Annotated in this window: 12 protein-coding genes and 1 pseudogene; 4 read left to right on the top strand and 9 right to left on the bottom strand. The window is 66.1% G+C overall.

Translation table 11 applies throughout. The annotated features are described in order from the left end of the window. Nucleotides 1-86: 86 nt before the first annotated feature. Both BRX37_RS06880 and secA read right to left on the bottom strand, forming a co-directional pair. The gene (locus tag BRX37_RS06880; protein WP_125986027.1) at nt 87-602 is read right to left on the bottom strand and encodes a glycine zipper 2TM domain-containing protein; all 516 of its coding nucleotides are present in this window, start codon (nt 600-602) and stop codon (nt 87-89) included. Between the two features lie 159 nt (nt 603-761). Beyond that, on the bottom strand, nt 762-3,494 hold the full coding sequence (gene secA, locus BRX37_RS06875) for a preprotein translocase subunit SecA (RefSeq protein WP_125986026.1): 2,733 nt from the start codon (nt 3,492-3,494) through the stop codon (nt 762-764). A 296-nt stretch (nt 3,495-3,790) separates the two neighbouring features. Here secA and BRX37_RS06870 point away from each other — a divergent pair, with 296 nt between their 5' ends. The 4 genes and pseudogenes from BRX37_RS06870 (at nt 3,791) to BRX37_RS06855 (ending at nt 7,750) form a co-directional block, all read left to right on the top strand. Then, nucleotides 3,791-5,266 (top strand): glycosyltransferase family 39 protein, encoded by a 1,476-nt coding sequence (locus BRX37_RS06870; protein ID WP_318276622.1) that lies wholly within the window; start codon nt 3,791-3,793, stop codon nt 5,264-5,266. A 43-nt stretch (nt 5,267-5,309) separates the two neighbouring features. Then, a pseudogene (argJ, locus tag BRX37_RS06865) lies at nt 5,310-6,311 on the top strand (bifunctional glutamate N-acetyltransferase/amino-acid acetyltransferase ArgJ); the annotation flags it as partial. A gap of 12 nt (nt 6,312-6,323) precedes the next feature. Next, the gene (locus tag BRX37_RS06860; protein ID WP_125986025.1) at nt 6,324-7,121 is read left to right on the top strand and encodes an inositol monophosphatase family protein; all 798 of its coding nucleotides are present in this window, start codon (nt 6,324-6,326) and stop codon (nt 7,119-7,121) included. 17 nt (nt 7,122-7,138) lie between these two features. Beyond that, nucleotides 7,139-7,750 (top strand): glutathione S-transferase family protein, encoded by a 612-nt coding sequence (locus BRX37_RS06855; RefSeq protein ID WP_125986024.1) that lies wholly within the window; start codon nt 7,139-7,141, stop codon nt 7,748-7,750. 51 nt (nt 7,751-7,801) lie between these two features. Here BRX37_RS06855 and trxA read toward each other — a convergent pair whose 3' ends face one another. From trxA to BRX37_RS06820, 7 genes are read right to left on the bottom strand one after another with little or no spacing between them, the layout of a single operon-like run. Further along, nucleotides 7,802-8,149, bottom strand: coding sequence for a thioredoxin TrxA (gene trxA, locus BRX37_RS06850; protein ID WP_257011054.1), 348 nt, complete (start codon nt 8,147-8,149; stop codon nt 7,802-7,804). Nucleotides 8,150-8,181: 32 nt separating this feature from the next. Further along, nucleotides 8,182-11,592: a double-strand break repair helicase AddA gene (gene addA / locus BRX37_RS06845; protein WP_125986023.1), complete on the bottom strand. Its 3,411-nt coding sequence runs from the start codon at nt 11,590-11,592 to the stop codon at nt 8,182-8,184. After that, nucleotides 11,573-14,551: a double-strand break repair protein AddB gene (gene addB / locus BRX37_RS06840; protein ID WP_125986022.1), complete on the bottom strand. Its 2,979-nt coding sequence runs from the start codon at nt 14,549-14,551 to the stop codon at nt 11,573-11,575. The genes addA and addB overlap by 20 nt, the downstream gene beginning before the upstream one ends. Continuing rightward, on the bottom strand, nt 14,544-15,251 hold the full coding sequence (locus BRX37_RS06835) for a nucleotidyltransferase family protein (protein ID WP_048937085.1): 708 nt from the start codon (nt 15,249-15,251) through the stop codon (nt 14,544-14,546). The genes addB and BRX37_RS06835 overlap by 8 nt, the downstream gene beginning before the upstream one ends. Continuing rightward, nucleotides 15,248-16,234 (bottom strand): aminoglycoside phosphotransferase family protein, encoded by a 987-nt coding sequence (locus BRX37_RS06830; protein WP_125986021.1) that lies wholly within the window; start codon nt 16,232-16,234, stop codon nt 15,248-15,250. The genes BRX37_RS06835 and BRX37_RS06830 overlap by 4 nt, the downstream gene beginning before the upstream one ends. Beyond that, on the bottom strand, nt 16,231-16,674 hold the full coding sequence (gene tsaE, locus BRX37_RS06825; protein ID WP_125986053.1) for a tRNA (adenosine(37)-N6)-threonylcarbamoyltransferase complex ATPase subunit type 1 TsaE: 444 nt from the start codon (nt 16,672-16,674) through the stop codon (nt 16,231-16,233). Before tsaE ends, BRX37_RS06830 begins: the two co-directional genes overlap by 4 nt. Nucleotides 16,675-16,681: 7 nt before the next feature. Continuing rightward, entirely contained in the window at nt 16,682-19,030 is a 2,349-nt protein-coding gene (locus BRX37_RS06820) for a sensor histidine kinase (RefSeq protein WP_004207175.1), read from the bottom strand. Nucleotides 19,031-19,144: the final 114 nt, after the last annotated feature.

Here is a 19,144-nt window from a genome sequence, read left to right as displayed (position 1 = left end):
CAATAAATGGCCTCCCGTCACCGGCCCCGCCCGCGAAAAGTGCCGCCGATCACGCGATCGGCGGCACTCCGCATTCTGGTGATCGATCATTCGCAATAGACGTTGCCGCGATCGATCTCGCGGCCCAGCGCGCCGCCGACGCCTGCGCCCAGGATCGTGCTCAGCACGCCGGAATCGCCGTCACCCAGCGCATTGCCCAGGAGGCCGCCGACGGCCGCACCGACAATCAGGCCGGTCGATCCATCGTTGCGACGGCAATAATATCGCCCGTTACCACCGCGATAGATGCGCGTGTTCCGGTCAATCCGATAGCGATCCCGCGAGGAACCGGGGCGATAATGCTGGTCCGGATAATATTTCCCGCCGTGGGAGGCGGAATGCGATGGCTTGCCCGGTGCCGGCGGGCGTCCATTATTATGGGATGGCTTGCCGTGGGATGCGCCAGGACCCGGCCCGCTATTATGGCCCGGCGGTCGGTTGCCCGGACCGTTGCCATCATTGTGCGAAGGCTTGTTCTGCCCATGGCCGGGCGGATGTTGAGCAGTTGCCGCAATCGGGGCCGCGATCACAGCCAAGGCCAATACCATCGCAAATTTTCTCATGCCCTTCTCCTTCCGCCGGAACATCCGGTCCGCATCGCATAGGCGCAATGCGCAACGGCCTTTGAGCACGAGAGTTCCGCCTTTTCATTGCAGGATCAAAACAAAAAAGGGCGCTGCCATCGGCGACGCCCTTCCCCGTTTCTCGCCTGTGGTCGCGCCTCAGCTCAGCGCGCCATGGCAATGCTTGTATTTCTGACCCGAACCGCAGGGGCACAGCGCATTGCGGCTGATGTCGAGATTGGCGAACTCGCCCGCCGCGACATTGTCCACCGGGGCACGCGGAATGATGGTGGTGATGCCCGCCAGCTGGCTGCCATCGATATCCGCACTATTATCCTCGCCCGAGAAGGGGTCGATATGGGTGGTGATGAAGTCCGGCAGCACCGGCAGGTCGAACTGCGGCTGCGGCGCTTCCATGCGGAACTGCACCCGCGCGATCGAGCTGGTCACGTCCTCGCGGATATTTTCCAGCATGCGCTCGAACAGGGCGAAGGCTTCCTGCTTATATTCGTTGATCGGCGTCTTCTGCGCATAGGCGCGCAGATGCACCACCTGGCGCAGCGCGTCGAGCGTCGAGAGATGCTCCTTCCAGTGATGATCGAGGCTCTGGAGCATGATGCTCTTCTCGATCATGTGCCAGTCGGCCGCTTCGACTTCCTGCGTCTTCTCGGCAATGGCCGCGTCGGCTAGACCGGCAAGCCGTTCCTCGATCATTTCCGGATCGACGGCATCCTCGGCCAGCCAGGCGTCGAAATCAGGCTCCAGACCCAGCACTTCGGCCGTGCGCAGCTTCAGCCGCTCCATATCCCACTGTTCGGGATAGGTGCCCGGCGGGCAGGACGCGCCGACCAGGTCGTTGACCGTCTCATGACGCATGTCGGTGACGACATCATCCACCGTTTCGGCGTCCATGATGTCGCTGCGCTGCTCGTAGATCACCTTGCGCTGGTCGTTCATCACGTCGTCATATTCGACGACCTGCTTGCGGATGTCGTAGTTGCGCGCCTCGACCTTGCGCTGGGCGGTCTCGATCGCCTTGCTCAGCCACTTGGACGGGGGCAGCGCCTCGCCATCCTCCAGGTTGGAGCGGATCATCTTGGCGAACATCGTGTCCGGGCCGAAGATGCGCATCAGGTCATCGTCGAGGCTGAGGTAGAAGCGCGACAGGCCGGGATCGCCCTGACGGCCCGAACGGCCGCGCAGCTGATTGTCGATACGACGGCTTTCGTGCCGCTCGGTCGCCAGCACGAACAGGCCGCCGGCCGCCAGCACTTCCTGCTTCTCCGCCTCGATCTCGACCTCGATGCGGGCGATCGCCGCATCGCGCTCCGGGCCTTCCGGCATATCACGCAGTTCGTCCTCGACCCGCATCTCCAGATTGCCGCCCAGCTTGATGTCGGTGCCGCGGCCAGCCATGTTGGTGGCGATCGTCACCGCGCCCTTGCGGCCTGCCTGGGCGACGATATGGGCTTCACTCTCGTGGAAGCGCGCGTTCAGGACCGCGTGCTTGACGCCTTCCTGATTGAGGAATTCCGACAGCATTTCCGACTTTTCGATCGACACGGTGCCGACCAGCACCGGCTGACCCTTTTCGGCATGTTCCTTGATGGTGCGCGCAATGCCCCGGAACTTGTCTTCCAGATTCTTGTAGAACGTGTCTTCCTCGTCGACGCGCTGCACCGGCCGGTTGGTCGGGATGGTGACGACGTTCATCTTGTAGATTTCGTAGAATTCGGTCGCTTCGGTCGATGCGGTGCCGGTCATGCCCGAAATCTTGGGGTACATGCGGAAATAATTCTGGAAGGTGATCGACGCCAGCGTCTGGTTTTCCGGCTCGATCTGGACGCCTTCCTTGGCTTCCACCGCCTGGTGCAGGCCATCCGACCAGCGACGACCATCCATCATACGGCCAGTGAATTCGTCAATGATGACGACCTTGCCGTCCTTTACGATATAGTCGATGTCGCGGCGGAACATCACCACCGCGCGCAGCGCCTGGTTGACGTGATGGACGACCTGCGTGTTCTCGAAATCGTAGAGATTATTGCCCTGGAGCAGGCCGGCGGCCTCCAGCAGGCGCTCGATCTTCTCGGTGCCGTCTTCGGTCAGCGTGATCGTGCGCTGCTTCTCGTCCTTCTCATAATCCTCCTCGACCAGCTGCTTCACGATCGCGTCGACCGCGACATACAGCTCCGACTTGTCGTCGGTCGGACCGGAAATGATCAGCGGCGTGCGCGCCTCGTCGATCAGGATCGAATCGACTTCGTCGACGATCGCATGGTTGAACGGGCGCTGGACCATCGCACCGCGATCGAACTTCATGTTATCGCGCAGATAATCGAAGCCGAGTTCATTGTTGGTCGCATAGGTGATGTCGGCATTATAGGCCTCGCGGCGCTGGTCTTCCGACAGGTTGGGCACGATCACGCCGGTGGTAAGGCCCAGGAAGCGATAGACCTGCCCCATCCATTCGCAGTCACGGCTGGCCAGATAGTCGTTCACGGTGACGACATGGACGCCCTTGCCCTCAAGCGCGTTCAGATAGGTGGCGAGCGTCGCCACCAGCGTCTTGCCCTCACCGGTGCGCATTTCGGCGATCTCGCCGCGATGCAGGACGATGCCACCGATCATCTGGACGTCGAAGTGACGCATGCCGAGCACGCGGACCGAGGCTTCACGAACGGTCGCAAAGGCTTCGGGCAGCAGGCCGTCCAGCGTCTCGCCATTGGCCAGGCGCTCACGGAAGCGCGCCGTCTGGTTCACCAGTTCATCATCGCTCATCGCCTGGATCGTCGGTTCGAAGGCGGCGATCTGGTCGATGACCTTGCCCAGCGATTTCACATAACGTTCGTTGGACGATCCGAAGATAGACTTGGCGAGTGCGCCGAACATGCAAATTCCTGACAATGAGGGGGCCATGGGTCCAACGGACACATGGGCAGATATGCGCCGCGATTTAGGCACGGCACAGCCGATAGTCAATCAATGCGACGGACTGTCGCACGGCTGTAACGGCTTTGCCCGATGCGGTTTTGCCGCAGCCGCGCCGTCCTGCCGTCGTGCAGGCGCGACGCGCCGCCGAAAATATTTTGCGTTTGGGCGCACGCCGCCGCAAGAGCGCCACGACAACAAGGGTCGCAAACAGGGTGTATCGTTCCATTTCCATGGCGCCGTCGCGCCGATTACGCTTGTCTCTGGCGCCGCTGCTGGTCAGCGCATTGACCGGCTGGTTCCTGATCGCCGCGATTGCGGCGCCCTTCGATCATGACGAAAGCCAATATGTCGCCGGCGCCTATTTCAGCGGGCATGCGGTCATGTTTCGCGACTTTCTCTATCTTCAGCCGCCGATGCACGCCTGGGTGCTGGCACCGCTGAGCCTGATCGCATCGGGCCATATGGTACTGGCGATGCGCCTTGCCACCGCCGTCATGGCGCTCGCGACGCTTGCGCTCATCTGGGCGGCCCAGCGTGCGGCAGGCATATCGCGCTCCAGCGCTACCCTGGCCATGCTGCTGATGGCAGCAACAGCCGCGTTCCAGTTCAGCGGCTCCGTTGTCCGCAACGATATGCTGGCGACCCTGCTGGCCTCCGCCGCAATGCTGCTCACCTTGCTTGGCCTGCGTCATCGCTCGGACCGCCACTGGCTTGGAGCCGGGATCCTCTACGGCCTTGCCATCGCGACAAAGCTCAATTTCGCCCCGCTCGGCGCGACCGTCGGCCTGTTCGTCATCGCCAGCGGCGGCCGGCACGCTATTCGCGCCGCCCTTTGCCTGGCACTCGGTGCGCTGCTGGGCATGGCGCCCATGGCCATCGCCTGGGCATCGGGGCCGGACGGCTTTCTGTACGGCGTCCTGACCTATGGCATGACCGCGCCCCACGCCTGGTATGCCGCCAACGGCGCAGCGCAGGAACTGGCGACGACGGAAAAGCTGCGCGACCTTCTCAAATATCTCTGGAAGGGCCCAGCCCTTGCCGCCTTGCTGATGCTCATCGCCAACTGGATCGCGACCCGTGACCGCACGCGCTCATCGGGGCGTCGGCTGGCGATCTGGATGAGTGCCGGCGCGCTGATCGGCGCCGCGCTGCCGACCCCGACCCAATTGCAATATCTGATGCCGTTGCTGCCGCCGCTCGCCCTTGCCCTCGGCTATCTGCTCGACGATGCCCGTCGCTGGCGGCCACTGCGGCGCAAGGTGGTACTGACGCTGCTCTGCCTGGCAGCGATCCCCGGCCTCATCCCCTCGATCCGGGATCTGGTGACGGCTACCCGTACCGGAATGCCGCTGCTCGCCGCGCAGGCCAATGCCCATTGGCTGGGCAGGACGGTGCGCGCTGCGGGCGGCGCCGATATCCTCACCCTCTCGCCGCATCTCGCGATCGACAGCGGCCTGGCGCTCGATCTGCGCCTGGCAACCGGCCCGTTCGCCTATCGCACCGGCTGGACGCTCCGCCCCGAGCAGGCCCGCCGGCTCCATGCGCTGACGCCTGCCACCCTGCCGGACCTGGGTCGCGCCATGCCGGCAGCGATCCTTACCGGCTATGAAAATGGCACGCGCAAATTGCCGCTGCGCCCTGACGACGGTCTGGACAATTACGCCCGCCACCATGGCTATCGCATGGTCCCGATGCCCGATGGCGTCGGGCGCCTCTATCTGCGGGACTAGCGCCCGATCGGGCCATTGACGCAAGGGGGGATTTCGCTCATGCCGCGCCGTCGTCGTCAATGCGGGCAACGCCAATGCCTTTACCGGCCATCGCGGCCGCGCCGCGGTGGAAGCGATCGCGGCCAAGGTCGCCAATCACCTGTCGTGCCAGCCGTCCGACATCTTCGTCTCCTCGACCGGCGTGATCGGCGTGCCGCTGCCGATCGACAAGGCCGAGGCCGGCCTGGACGCCGCCTTCACCGCCGCGCCCTGCGGCTGGGAGGATGCGGCCAACACCATCGGCACCACCGACACCTATGCAAAGGGCGCCCATGCCTCGGCGATGATCGGCGACACCCGCGTCGATCTGGTCGGCATCATCAAGGGATCGGGCATGATCGCGCCCGACATGGCGACGATGCTCGGCTATATCTTCACCGACGCTGCGATCGATCCGGCGCTGCTGCAGCAGATGCTGTCGGCCGCCAACAAGCGGACCTTTTCCTGCATCACCGTCGACAGCGACACTTCGACCAGCGACACGGTGCTGGCCTTCGCCACCGGCAAGGCCGGCAATGCGCCGCTCGCATCGATGGACGATGCCGGTGCGGATGCCTTTGCTGCGGCGCTGTCCGACCTGTGCCGCCAACTCGCCCATCTGGTCGTGCGCGACGGCGAAGGTGCCAGCAAGTTCATCGAAATCACGGTCGAGGGCGCGGAGAGCGACGCCAGCGCTCATCGCATTGCCCTGTCCATCGCCAATTCGCCGCTGGTGAAGACCGCGATCGCCGGTGAGGATGCCAATTGGGGCCGCGTCGTCATGGCGGTGGGCAAGGCGGGCGAACCGGCCGAGCGCGACAAGCTCGCCATCCGTTTCGGCGCGACCCAGGTGGCGGCCGGCGGCCTGGCGCTCGACGGCTATGACGAGGCGCCGGTGGCCGCCCATCTCAAGGGGCAGGATATCGTCATCGGCGTCGATATCGGCCTGGGCGAAGGCCGCGCCACGGTGTGGACCTGCGACCTGACCCATGGCTATATCTCGATCAACGCGGATTATCGCAGCTAAGGGGACCGGCGCATGATGGTGGAACTGCATGATCCCGTCGTCGCGCTGATGCGGCAGGTGGGGCGCGACATCGTCATGCCCCGCTACCAGAATCTGGCGACGGAAGAGATTAGCGAGAAGGCGGCGAACGACTTCGTCACCATCGCCGACAAGGAAAGCGAGATCCGGCTGGCCGAAGGGCTGACGTCGATCCTGCCCGAAGCCGGGGTCATCGGCGAAGAGGCCTGCGCGGCCGACCCATCAATCCTCGACCGCGCCGGCGATGGCCTCAACTGGATCATCGATCCGATCGACGGCACCGGTAATTTCGCGTCGGGCAAGCCGCCCTTCGGCATCATGATCGCGCTGGCCGACAATGGCGCCACTTTGGCCGGCTGGATCCTCGATCCGCTGACCGGGCGGTTGTGCCATGCCACGCTGGGCGGCGGCAGCCATGTCGATGGCGAACGGATCGTGGCGAAGGAAAGCGACGGCGACCTGCCAATCGCAGCCATCTCCACCATCTTCATGGAAGCCGAGGAACGGGCCGAGATGGAGCGCAAGTCGCAGGCCATTTTCACCATGGTGGACATTCCCCGCTGCGCGGCGGAGCAATATCCTCGGCTGGTGCTGGGCCAGAATGACGTGTCGATCTTCGCGCGCGTGCTGCCCTGGGACCATGCGGCCGGCACCCTGTTCGTCAATGAGGCAGGGGGCTGCTGCCAGCGGCTCGACGGCAGCGCCTATCGGGTCGGTGAACAGCGTCGGGGCCTGATGGGCGCATCCTCGCCGCGCCTGTGGGATCTGGCGGCCAAGACCTATTATGCCTGACCGAAGGAAGACCGAACATGCTGACGATCTGGGGCCGCCTCAATTCGCATAATGTGAAGAAGGTCGCCTGGTTCGCGCAGGAAATCGACCTGCCCTTCGTCCGCCATGATGTCGGCATGGAACATGGCATGTCCGACGCCTATCTGGCGATGAACCCCAATCGCCTGATCCCGACGATCGAGGATGGCGATGTCATACTGTGGGAGTCCAACGCAATCCTGCGCTATCTCGCCCATCGTTATGCGCCGGAGGAGATGTATCGCGCCGACCCCGCGCTGCGGGCGCAGGGCGACAAATGGATGGACTGGCAGTTCAGCTTTGCCGATGCCCAGCGCGACGCCTTCATCCAGTTGGTGCGACGCCAAGATGGACAGCGAGATTTACAGGTGGTCGAGACATCCGCGCAGGCGTCAGGCGCGGCGATGACGATCCTCGACCGGGCGCTGGCCGATCAGCAATGGCTTTCGGGTGTCAATTTCGGTGTCGCGGATGTGCCGATGGGCGTCTACGCCCACACCTATTTCACGCTCGACATGCCGCGGCCCGACCTGCCGCATCTGCGCGCCTGGTATGACCGGCTGCGCGAAAAGCCGGCCTATGCCGAACTGGTAATGATCCCGCTCAGCTAATAAAAAGGGACGGCAGCCGGGCTGCCGTCCCTTTTTTGATTTGTCAGTGGCTTAGAGGACGCTTTCGATCCAGCCCTTGAGCGCGCTCTTGGGCGCGGCGCCGACCTTGGTCGCGGCGACTTCGCCATTCTTGAACAGGATCATCGTCGGGATGCCGCGCACGCCATACTGGCCCGGCGCATCGGGATTTTCGTCGATGTTGATCTTGGCGATCGTGACCTTGTCGGCCAGTTCCTCGCTAATCTCTTCCAGAGCCGGGCCGATCATCTTGCACGGGCCGCACCATTCCGCCCAGAAGTCGACAAGCACGGGCTTGTCGGCGTCGATCACGTCCTGCTTGAAGCTGACATCGGTAACTGCCTTGGTGGCCATAACTGCAAACTCCTTAAGTTGGTCGATATCTAGGATGGCTGCGCCCGCTGCTCAACGGGTCACAGCAGCAAATATTGCTGCGTGGGCGAAAAGCCCGGCTTGTAGGGCGCCAGTTGCGCAGCCGGCAGCGCGATGAGCCGCGCCGCGCTGGTATAGAGCAGGGCCGCTTCCACCGTGCGGCCGGGGAAGATCACTTCCAGCGCCGCGACATAGGCCGCCATCTGCCGGACATGGGCGACCGGCACCTCCTCCGCATCGCGCGGCGTCATCCGTCCGGTCTTGAAATCGACCAGTTGGACCCGGTCCGCCTCGACCCGCAGCCGGTCAACCGTGCCTGCAATCACCGCTTCGCCGACCACCGCCGCGATCGGCGCTTCGGCCAGCGCGCCCTGCGCAAACAGGGCGGCGAAATGCGGATCCTCAATCACCCGCAGCGCATGATCGATCACGTCCTTGTGCAGCGTGGCATCCCCTGCCCCCTGCTGCTCCAGCCAGCGTTCCGCCCCCTCGCGACGCCGCTCGGCGGGCAGGTCGGGCAGGCGCTGGAACAGGGCATGGAGCCAGCGACCGCGCTCGGCTGCCTGGCGCATCGCGGCGGTGGGCGGCGGATTGGGCACGTCATCCTCGACCGGCGCGGAGGGCGCCAGTGGCCGGGGTGGACGTTGTTCCGCCGGCGCCTGCGCGCGCAGCCAGTCCGGCTCGACCACCACAGGCTTGTCTTCGGCGCTTTCCGGCTGCGTGGCCTTGGGCGTCAGGGCTTCCGTCCCGCGCCAGCGACGGCGGGCACCCCAGAGCGGATCGGCCTCCCAGTCGCAACCCATGTCGACCATCGCCGCATCGACCGCGCCATACCAGCTTTGCGGCTTCACCTCGCCCTTGGCCCTTGGCCCGAGCGATCCGGCGACGATCAGTTTCTCCTCGGCGCGGGTCAGTGCGACATAGAGAAGGCGCCAATGCTCCTCCCGTTCGATCGCGGCGGCATCGGCCGCGACGTCGCCGATCGGCCCGATCCGCTCGCCCTTGCGCGGGGCCAGGATCGGCAGGCCGTTCCATTCGAGCGAATCCATGCGGTTGCCGGCATCGGGATCGAGACAGGCATCGGCGAGAATGACGATCGGCGCCTGCAGCCCCTTGGCGCCATGCACGGTCAGCAACCGCAGCGCATCGCCCTGCGCCGCCGCGTCGCGGACGATTTCGACTTCGCCGCGATCGAACCAGTCGATGAAGCGCTGGAGCGAGGGATGGTCGTCCGCCTCGAAGCCGAGCGCGGCGTTCAGCAATTCCTCGATCGGGTCGGCCGCTTCCGCCCCCAGCCGCTCGATCAGCCGGCGACGGCCGTCCATCGGGCCGGACAGGATCGCCTCCAGATAGCGATAGGGGGTGGTGAAGTCCGCCTGCCCCAGCAATTGGCGCAGCGGCAGCAATTGCGCGTCGTCCAGCCGCTGGAGGAGATGGCGCCACAGGCCACCCTTGCGCCCGATGGCCCGCTCCATCAGTTCGTTCTGGGTCCAGCCGATCAGCGGCGACACCAGCAGGGCGGCAAGGTTCAGGTCATCGTCGGGCTGCGTGGCAAAGCGCAGCGCGGCCAGCAGGTCGCGCACCGCCAGCGGCGCATTGAGGCGCAGGCGGTCGATGCCGGCAACCGCCACCTTTTCCTCATAGAGGCGCGCGACGATCAGCCGCGCCAGCTCGCTGCGGCGGCGGACCAGGATCATGATGTCGCCAGGGCGGACCGGGCGCCCCCGCGCTTCCAGCATCATCTTGTCGTCGATCCATTGCCGGATCTGGCGCGCGATCTTACCGGCCAGTTCCCGTTCCTGATCGGCGACCCAATCCTCCTCGCCCTCGACCTCGTCGGCAAGACCCGCGATCGTCGGCTTCCACAGCAGCACCTCGCCCGGATGCCGATTGGCGCTGATATGCCGCACTTCGCCCTCGGTCAGGCCCAGCGATTGCGCTCGCAAGGTCGCGATCGTCCGGTCGACCAGGTCGAGAACCGGCGGCGTCGAGCGGAAGCTGCGATCGAGAGACAGATCGTGGAAAGATTGTTTGGCTTGCTTGGCATAATGGCCAAACACCAACTGCGCATCGGAGAACGCCTTGGGACTGGTGCCCTGAAATCCGAAGATAGCCTGCTTGAAATCGCCGACAGTGAATAGCGTCCGGACCTTTGCCTCCGGTTCCCACTCGTCGGTGAAAAACTCTTCGGTCAAGGCCTGCACGATCCGCCATTGCCGGATGTTCGTGTCCTGCGCTTCATCGACAAGGATATGGTCGATCCGTTGATCCAGCTTGTAGCGGATCCATTCGGCAATCCCGTCCTGTTGCAGCAGCCCAGACGCCCGTTCAATCAGATCATCGAAATCGACCGCGCCGGCAAGCCGCTTGGCCTCATCATAGGCGCGGGCATAGGCGCGGCCGGCATGGAGCGCGCAGGCCAGCAGCGCGGCATATTCGGCCTGCAGCTTGACGCCGATCAGTTCGGCGCAACGGGCATGGAGCCGCGCGGTCGCCTCGCCATAGCCATCGATCGGCGGCACCCAGCCCTTGGCGGAGATGAGGTCGCCATCCGCCTTGGCCCATGCGCTGTGCAGGTCGGTCAGGGTCACGGCACGCGCGACGGGATCGCGGCCGCGCCAAGCGGCGATCCGGTCGCAGCGTTCCAGTGCCCGGCCGGTGCCCCAATCGGCATTGGCCTGTGCCACCCAGGCCAGACTGCGCATGTCGAACATGGCGTCGCTGCACTGGTCCGCCAGCCAGGCGTCGATGTCGCCTTCGGGCAGGCCCAGTTCGCGCGCCAGCCAGGGGCCGATATCGCCGGGTAGCTCTGCCAGCGCGGAAAGGCGCGCGGCGCAGCGCAGCAGGAACGTCTCGGCCGCGCCTTCGCCCAGCCGCAGGCTCAGCGCCTGCAAGGCATCGATCAGGTCGCCATCGCCCAGTTCCTCGGCGCGGATGACCATGTCGGCCAACGTCTGGCGGGCCAGCACACCCTGTTCGCGCGCGTCGAGCGGGCGGAATCCGGGGGCCAGGTCCACCTCCAGCGGGAAGGAGGCGAGCAATTGCTGGCAGAAACCATGGATGGTCTGGATGCGCAGGCCGCCGCCGGTCGATTCCAGCACTTCGGCGAACAGGCGGCGGGCTCGGTCGCGCGCTTCTGGCCCACTTTCCTCGCCCAGCGCCTCCAGATCGTTGAACAGATCGCGTTCCTCGGCCTGCACCCAGGTGGCGAGCCGGTCATGGATACGGTCGGCCATTTCCGCCGCACCTGCCTTGGTAAAGGTCAGGCAGAGGATATTTTCCGGCCGCACGCCCTGGAGCAGCAGGCGGAAGACGCGCGCGGTCAGCACATGGGTCTTGCCGGTGCCAGCGGAGGCCGACAGCCAGACATGGGCGTCGGGCGCAGCGGCCAGCGCCTGTGCGCCGGCCAGCGGTTGCAAAGGGCTGGAGCCTTTAGCCATCGTCGCGCCCATACCATTCCTCCAGCCGCATCAGCTGGTCATAATCGCCATAATTGGCCACTTCCGGATTGACCTGCGCAGCGAAGGGCGCGGCGCCGGTGAGCCAGGTTTCGGCCGCATCGCGAAACTGGTCATAGACGAAGGCGGTGAAATCGGCGGTGACGATTTTGTCGCGCTTGCCCATCGGATCGACCGGGCTCTCGCGATAGCCAAAGGCGTCGCCCTTCTTGGCCAGCGACCAATATTCGAAACTGCCCGCCACCCGCGCGCCGGCAACGCCGGGAAAGGCCCCATCGGCGGATTCCGCGATCAGGCCGAGCAGGCCCAATTGCAACGCATAGCCGCCGCGCACCTGCCGCGCGCTGGGCGGCTTGCCGGTCTTGTAATCGACGATGCCGATGCTGCCGTCAGGCATGCGGTCGATGCGGTCGGCCTTGCCGGTCAGCAGCACGCCGGCAATCTCCGCCTTCCCTTCCGTCTCCACCGCCAGGATATGGCGGCCCGCGGCCTGATCCTTTGCCACTTCGGCTGCGATCCAGCGGATCGCCTCGATCAGGCGCGGCTGCCACAGGGCGCGGAGCAGCGGATGGACATCGGGCCGGGCGAACATGGCGCGTGCCCGCGCCTCCAGATCGGCCGGATCACGGCTGCCGCCCTGCGCCCAATGCTCCAATATCTCGTGCACGACCGTGCCGCGCCAGGCCGGTCCGGCATCGGCATCAACCGGGTCGAGCCGATTGAGCTTCAGGATGCGTCGGGCATAGAAAGCGAAGGGATCGGCCTTCAGCCGGTCAACATCGGTGACCGGAATGCGGGTCGGCCGGGCGGCGAGCGGCGGCACCGGCGCCGGGCGCGCGGACGGTCGGTGACTGGGCGGCAGGTCCAGCGCATCGGCCAGCAGGCGATAGCGATCGGCGGTCTTCCATTGCGGCCCGGCCATCGCCTTCAGCCGCAGCCAGAAGCGCGACGCGATCGCCGGGCCACCGCTGCCGCGCCGGGCACGGGTGATGAGGACATGCGGGGCGCCGAGCGCGCTCGCGAAATCATGCGCGGCAAGCCCGATCCGGGTTTCGAGGCCCGGCAGACCCAGTTCGCGGCGAATGCGCGGCGCCAACCAGGGATCGGGCGAAGGCAGGCCCGGCCAGCTACCTTCGTTGAGGCCGCCCAGGATCATCAGGTCCGCCTGCACCAGCTGCGCCTCGACCAGACCCAATATGGCGATGCGCGGATGGCCGCCCTGTGGCGGGCGCACCGACACGCCGCCCAGCATATGGTCGAGCAAAGCAGGCAGCGATCGGATATCGGCCTGGCGCGGCCCTTCGGTGGCGGCCGCCTCCATCTCGGCGAACAGGTCGGCGGCGGCATGGCCCTGATGCCCCGCCCAGAGCGCGTCATTGGTGAGCGCCCCGGCCTGTTCGCGCACCGCCGCCAACTGCCCGGCCAGATCGGGCGCGAGCACGAAGGCGGCCTCCAGCGGTTCGAGCAGATCGCGCGCCCAGGGCCACCAGGCGCGGACCTGCACACGCAGCTCCTTCTGCCGATCCTCGCCCTCGCGCGCCTCCAGCAACAGGTCGATGCCGCGCAGCCCCGCCTGCGGCCGCGGTCCGCGCAGCAGCAGGTCGAGCTGACGCACCCCTTCCAGCCAGGGTAGACGCATTTCGCCGCGCATTGCCAGCGGATGCTTGAGCAGGGTCAGCAGCGCGACTGGCGCAAAGCGCTCGGCCGCCGCCTCCGCCATGGCGATCAGCAGGGTGCCGGGTGGCAGGCGGGAGAGCGGCTGACCGGCGGAATCGTCGGCCTCAATGCCCCAGCGGCGCAGATGCGCGGAAACGCGCACGGCCAGTTGCCGATCGGGCGTCACCAGCGCGGCGGTGCGCTCGGGCGTCTCCAGCGCTTCGCGCAATGCGATGGCGATGGCCTGCGCTTCCTCGCCCGGCGTCGCCACCTCCAGCGCTTCGACCCCGGCCAGCGAGCGGTCGGCGGTCTTGAGGTCGCGCCAGCGACTGGTCAGCCGCGGCGGCAGCATCGCGTTGGAAATATTGCGGCCGCGCACGGCGCGGGCATCATGTTCACTGCCCCAGCGCCACTGGGCGACATCCTCGCGGCTGGCGCTCATGCGGTCGAGCAGGCGCTTCAGCGCATATTGCGGATGGGTCTCATGCCCCGCAGCGCTGCGGCCGGTGACGGGATCGGGCGGGAACGGACCGATCGCGGCCCAGGCGTCCTCGTCCAAATTCTGGTCGAGGCCGGCGAACACCACCTGTCCATTGGGCAGTTCGGCGATCCGCCGCAGCAGCCCGGCGATCGCCGGCGCAGTTGCGCTGATGCCGGCCGCGACGATGAAGCCCGGCGGTGGAGCCTCCGCCCAGCGCGCAGCAACCCGGTCGAACAGCCGGTTGCGCCGATCCGCAAGGTCGATGAAGCCCAGCCGTGCCAGTTCAGCCGGCCAACGCGCAATCAGGATGGAGAAGAGGTCGAGCGATTTTTCCCAATGGCTCGACAGCCCCTCGATCAGGTCGAGCTTCGACAGCGCATCGAGCGGTACCCGCTCCACCTGCATCTGGTCGAGTACGGCACCGAGCGCCTGCCCCAGTTGCAGCGCCTGGCCGGCATCGGCCGCGCCGCCCGCATCCTGCACCATGCGCGCAAGGATCATCTGCCGTCGCATCGGCGGGATGGCGGCGGGAACGGCATCGCCCTCCCACAGCGGATCCAGCGCGCCGCCGACTTCCTCGCCCAGTTCCGGATCGCCCAACGCGACCAGACGGGGCAGCAGCAGGCCGCCCTCGGCCCGGCGGACAAAGGCGTCGCTGACAGCGCGGACGGCGCGATTGCTGGGGAGCAGAATCATGCCCTGCGCCAGGCGGACGGGATCGCTCCCCTGCTGCGCCAATATGCCGGCGACCAGCGCATCGGCGAAGGCGCGATGCGCCGGGATGGTGTACAGCGCCGGCTTGGCCCGATCACCCATGGGCGATCATCGACTCCACGACGGGAATGGCCTGCGGCGTGCCGACGTCGAACCACAGCCCCTGATGCACCGCGCCATAGAGGCGTCCGGCCGCGATCGCGCGGTTCCAGAAGATATTGGTCGAAAAGACATCCGCCGGCGGATCGACCAGCAGGCGGGGCGACAGGATCTGAACGCCGGTGAAGACGAACGGCGCGACATGGGCGATCTTGCGCCGGGTCAGACGGCCATTGGCATCCATATGGAAATCGCCCGGTCCGCTATGGCAATTGGCCCGCGCCAGCGGCACCAGCAGCAGCAGCGCATCCATCCGTTCGGAATCCCATAGCCGCTGCATCATGCCCAGCGTCTCGGCCGGGCCGTCGATCCAGAGATTGTCGCTATTGGCGCAGATGAACGGCTTGTCGCCGAGCAGTGGCCTGGCGTGGATCAGCCCTCCGCCGGTTTCCAGGAGCTTGGCCCGCTCGTCGGAAATGCGGAAGTCCATGTCCTTGCGCGTTTTGAGATGCGCCTCGACCGTATCGGCGAGATAATGGACGTTGACGACCACGGTCTTGATGCCACCGGCCGCCAGGCGATCGAGCGCATGGTCCATCAGCGCCTTGCCGGCGACCTTCACCAGCGGCTTGGGACGGGTCGCCGTCAGCGGGCGCATCCGCTTGCCGAGTCCTGCTGCCATGAGCATGGCGGTATCGATCATGCCTGGGCGAACTCCACAAGCGCATGATGGCGCTTGTCGGCAGGGATATTGGCGTCGAACCAAGCCTTGACCGGCGCCAGCGCCGGATGGGCCAGATCGCGCTCCAGCAGCCCCCACATGCGCGGCAGGTAGGACAGATAGCGCGGCTTGTGGTCACGCTTCCACAGGCGGGTGAAGATGCCGATGATCTTCGCGTTGCGCTGGGCACCCAGCACCGCATAGGCGGCGTCGAAATCGGCCGGCGGATTGGCGACCGCATGATAATGGGCCAGCATCGCGGCCTCCAGTTCCGGCGACACGTCGCGCCGGGCGTCCTGCAGCAGCGAGACGAGGTCATAGGCCGGGTGGCCAGCCAGCGCGTCCTGGAAATCGAGCAGACCCAGGCCGCGCACTTCGGGCCGGTCAATCAGCATGATATTTTCGGCATGATAGTCGCGCAGCACGGTGACGACAGGGCTTGCCGACTGTTCGGCGATCGGCAGTACCGCGTCCCAGGCTGCATGATAGGCGTCGGCATCGACGTCCAGCCCCAGCGCCGGGCAATACCATTCGGTCAGCAGCCCGACCTCGCGTTGGTAGACCGCGCGGTCGTAGGGCGGGACATCGGCAGCGGGCAGCTTGTGCAGGTCGGCCAGCAGATCGATCGCGCGGCGATAGACCGCCAGTTCGCCCGCCGGATCCTCCTCGACATGCTCCTTCAGGCGCTCGTCGCCAAAGTCCTCGATCAGGACGAGGCCCTGCGTCAGATCCTGCGCCAGGATCGCGGGCGCGGCAAAGCCCTGACCCAGCAGATGCTGCGCAATCGCAATGAACGGGCGCGGATCTTCATGCGGCGGCGGCGCGTCCATCAGCACGGCACGGCGACCGCCGTCGACCACGCGGAAATAGCGACGGAAGGAGGCATCGCCGGCAAGCGGAACGATGGCGGCGCCATCCCAACCCGCCTGCGTGAGGAAAGCGGGGGCGGTTGCGGGGGGGATCATATCTGTGACCATCGATCCGTCCAAGCGTCGGGCACGCGCGCTGTCAAGCGCCGTGCGCCATCCGGCTCGATCATGATGGTCAGAAACAGGGCGTGCGACCAGAGCCCATCGCCCAGCCTGTCGGGCCATTCGATGATCAGCAGGCTGTCATGCAGATATTCGTCCAGCGCGAGCTCGGCCGCTTCCTCCGCATCATCAAGCCGGTAGAGATCGACATGGGCGACCGGCAGGCGAACATCGGGAATGTCATAGGGCTGGACGATCGCGAAGCTGGGGCTGGGCGCCTCCCCTTCCAGGCCAAGCCCCTCCAGCAGGCCGCGCGCTAGCGTCGTCTTTCCGGCACCCAGTCCGCCTTCCAGCGCGATGACGTCACCGATGCGGACATGGCGCGCCAGTCGTCGGCCCAGATCGAGCTGGGCGCCCTCGCCCTCCAGGATCATATCCAGTTCAGCCACGGGGCAGCTCGATCACCACCATCGTTCCCTGGCCAGGTTCCGACACCAGTTCGAACGTGCCGCCATGGGCCTGTGCCAACTGCTTGACCAGCGGCAGGCCGATCGTCGCGCGCGCGCCCTTGCGATTCTGCTCGGCGCGACTGATCGCATCGAAGATCGTGGCTTGCCGGGTGGCATCGATGCCGGGGCCATTGTCCGACACGACCAGACGCGCAAGATCGGGGCCGCCATCGCCATGCAGCAACACCCGTGCGCCGGAGCCGCAATAGCGCACCGCATTTTCCAGAAGATGATCGACCGCCTGACCGATACGGCGCGCATCGCCCTGGATCACCCCCAGCGTATCCTGCAGGGTAACGGCAAGATCGATCCCCTTGGCCTTCGCCTCGGCGTCGATGCGCGCGACGCTGGCGCGCACCAGCGCCGCCAGATCGACCTCGCTGCGCTCGATCGGCAAGGTGCCGGCCTCGCCCTGGGTCAGGTCGAGCACATTGTCGATCAGCATCGACAGGCGCCCGGTGCTCTGCAGGATGCCGTTCACATATTCGACCGCGCTGTCGCTGAGTTCACCGGCATAGCCGGCACTCATCATTTCGGCAAAGCCGGCGATGGTCGTCAGCGGCGTGCGCAATTCATAGCTCATGTTGGTGACGAAGGCGGTCTTGACCTTGTCGGCCTGTTCCAGCGCCTCGTTGCGGTCGCGCAGCATCTGCTCGACCCGCCGGCTGTCGGTGACATCCAGCATGGTGAACAGCGCATTGCCGTCCGGCAGCGGAATGGCGGCAAATTCGAAGATGCGCCCGTCGGCAAAGCCCACATGGCCGACACGCTGCTTGCGCTCGACCGTCGCCGCGCGGACCAGTTCGCGCACCAGATTACTCTGCTGCGGCTTGGCAAGGCGGCTCTGCACGGCCCGCATCAACTCATCGATGCGGGGATGCTTGCCCAGCGCCTCTTCGCTGATGTCCCAGATGGTGCGGAAACGGCTGTTCCACAGATGCAGGCGCCCATCCGACGAGAAGACGCCGATCGCCTCGAACAGATTGTCGAAGGTCGCTGTCCGCACCCGCAGCAGCGTGTCGCGCGCGCTCGACAATTGCACCTGTTCGGTCCGATCCTCGAAAATCAGCAACAGGCCACCATCGGGCAGCGGCTGGGCATAGACGCGCAAATGCGTGCCATCGACCAGCAGCCAGTTTTCCTCCAGCGGATCCGGCGACAGGAACCAGTCGCGCCGCTCCGCGCGCCAGGCCGGAAAGTCGCGATTTTCCGGCAGGCGGCGGGCATCGCGCATCTGATCCAGCACGCGCTCGAACAGCGGAGCATCGGTCAGCGCTTCCTGCTTCAGGCCGAACAGGCTGATGAAGGGCTGGTTCCAGAAGCGCAGCGCCCGGTCGGGACCAAAGCGCGCAACACCAGCCGACAGACGATCGAGCAGATCGCGCTGCGCCGCTTCCAGCCGACGATGCTCGACCCGCGCCTGTTCCAGCTCATGCTGGTCCATCGCGAAACCTGCCACCCCGGCCGCGCCCAGCGGCACGTCGACGACGCGCATCGTCCGCCGTTCGCCATCGATCGTTGCCGGAACGATACGGGCAAGCGAATTGCCTTCGTCGAGCGCCTGTGCCGCGGCGTCCTGCGGGCTGAAGCCGTTCACATTCTCGACCAGTTCGGTGCCGTTCATGATCACGTCATGGGCACCGGCGCCGTCGACGGCGCGGACATAGGCGCTGTTGACCAGGCTCAGCCGCAGGTCGGGCGTGCGGTGCCACATCGGGAAGGGCGCGGCCTCGACCAGTCCGGCGAGCGCCTCCAGCGCCTCGCGCAATTGCCCGACGGTCGCGCTCAGCGCCTGGATTTCCGCCTGGCTGTCGGTCGCGTCGAAGATCCACAGCACGACACCGCCATTGGCGGCCAGCGCCGGCCCGGCGGGCGCACCGCGAACCAGCAGCGTGCGCGACGAACCGCTGCCCCGGATCGGCAGCGAAAAACTCTTGCCCGCTTTCTGTGCGGCGCCGATCTCGCGCCCCAATGCGGCGGCATCGGCCGGCTCAAGCCCACCATCGGGCGCCGTCAGTTCGGACACGAAGGTCGGCACGCGGTCCCGGCCCAGCCATTTGCCCAGCCGGTCGGCGGCCTCCATCCGGCCGTCAGGATGAATGATGACGGGCGCAGCCGGCGCCGACGCCAGCAGCGTCGTCAGCCGATCAAGCTTGCCCTGCGCCTGCATCCCCGCGCGGCGCATGCGCTGCCCCGTGATCAGCGCCCATATCGCAGCCCCCAGCCAGCCGGCCATCACCGTGCCCAGCAACAAAGTGGCAAGCGGGCTCATAGACCCCATTGCGCCATTCCCATCCCGTTCGCGACCAGTTGTTTATCGTTCATACAGACCAATGGCCACGGGCCTAACGCAACTTGGCGCCGGCGGAAAGCGCTCAGATATGATGAATGCCCG

It is taken from the genome of Sphingomonas sp. S-NIH.Pt3_0716 (assembly GCF_003950715.1).
Classification (GTDB): domain Bacteria; phylum Pseudomonadota; class Alphaproteobacteria; order Sphingomonadales; family Sphingomonadaceae; genus Sphingobium; species Sphingobium yanoikuyae_A.
Note: the sequence above shows the minus strand (reverse complement) of the source record. Positions and strands in the feature narration are given on the sequence as shown.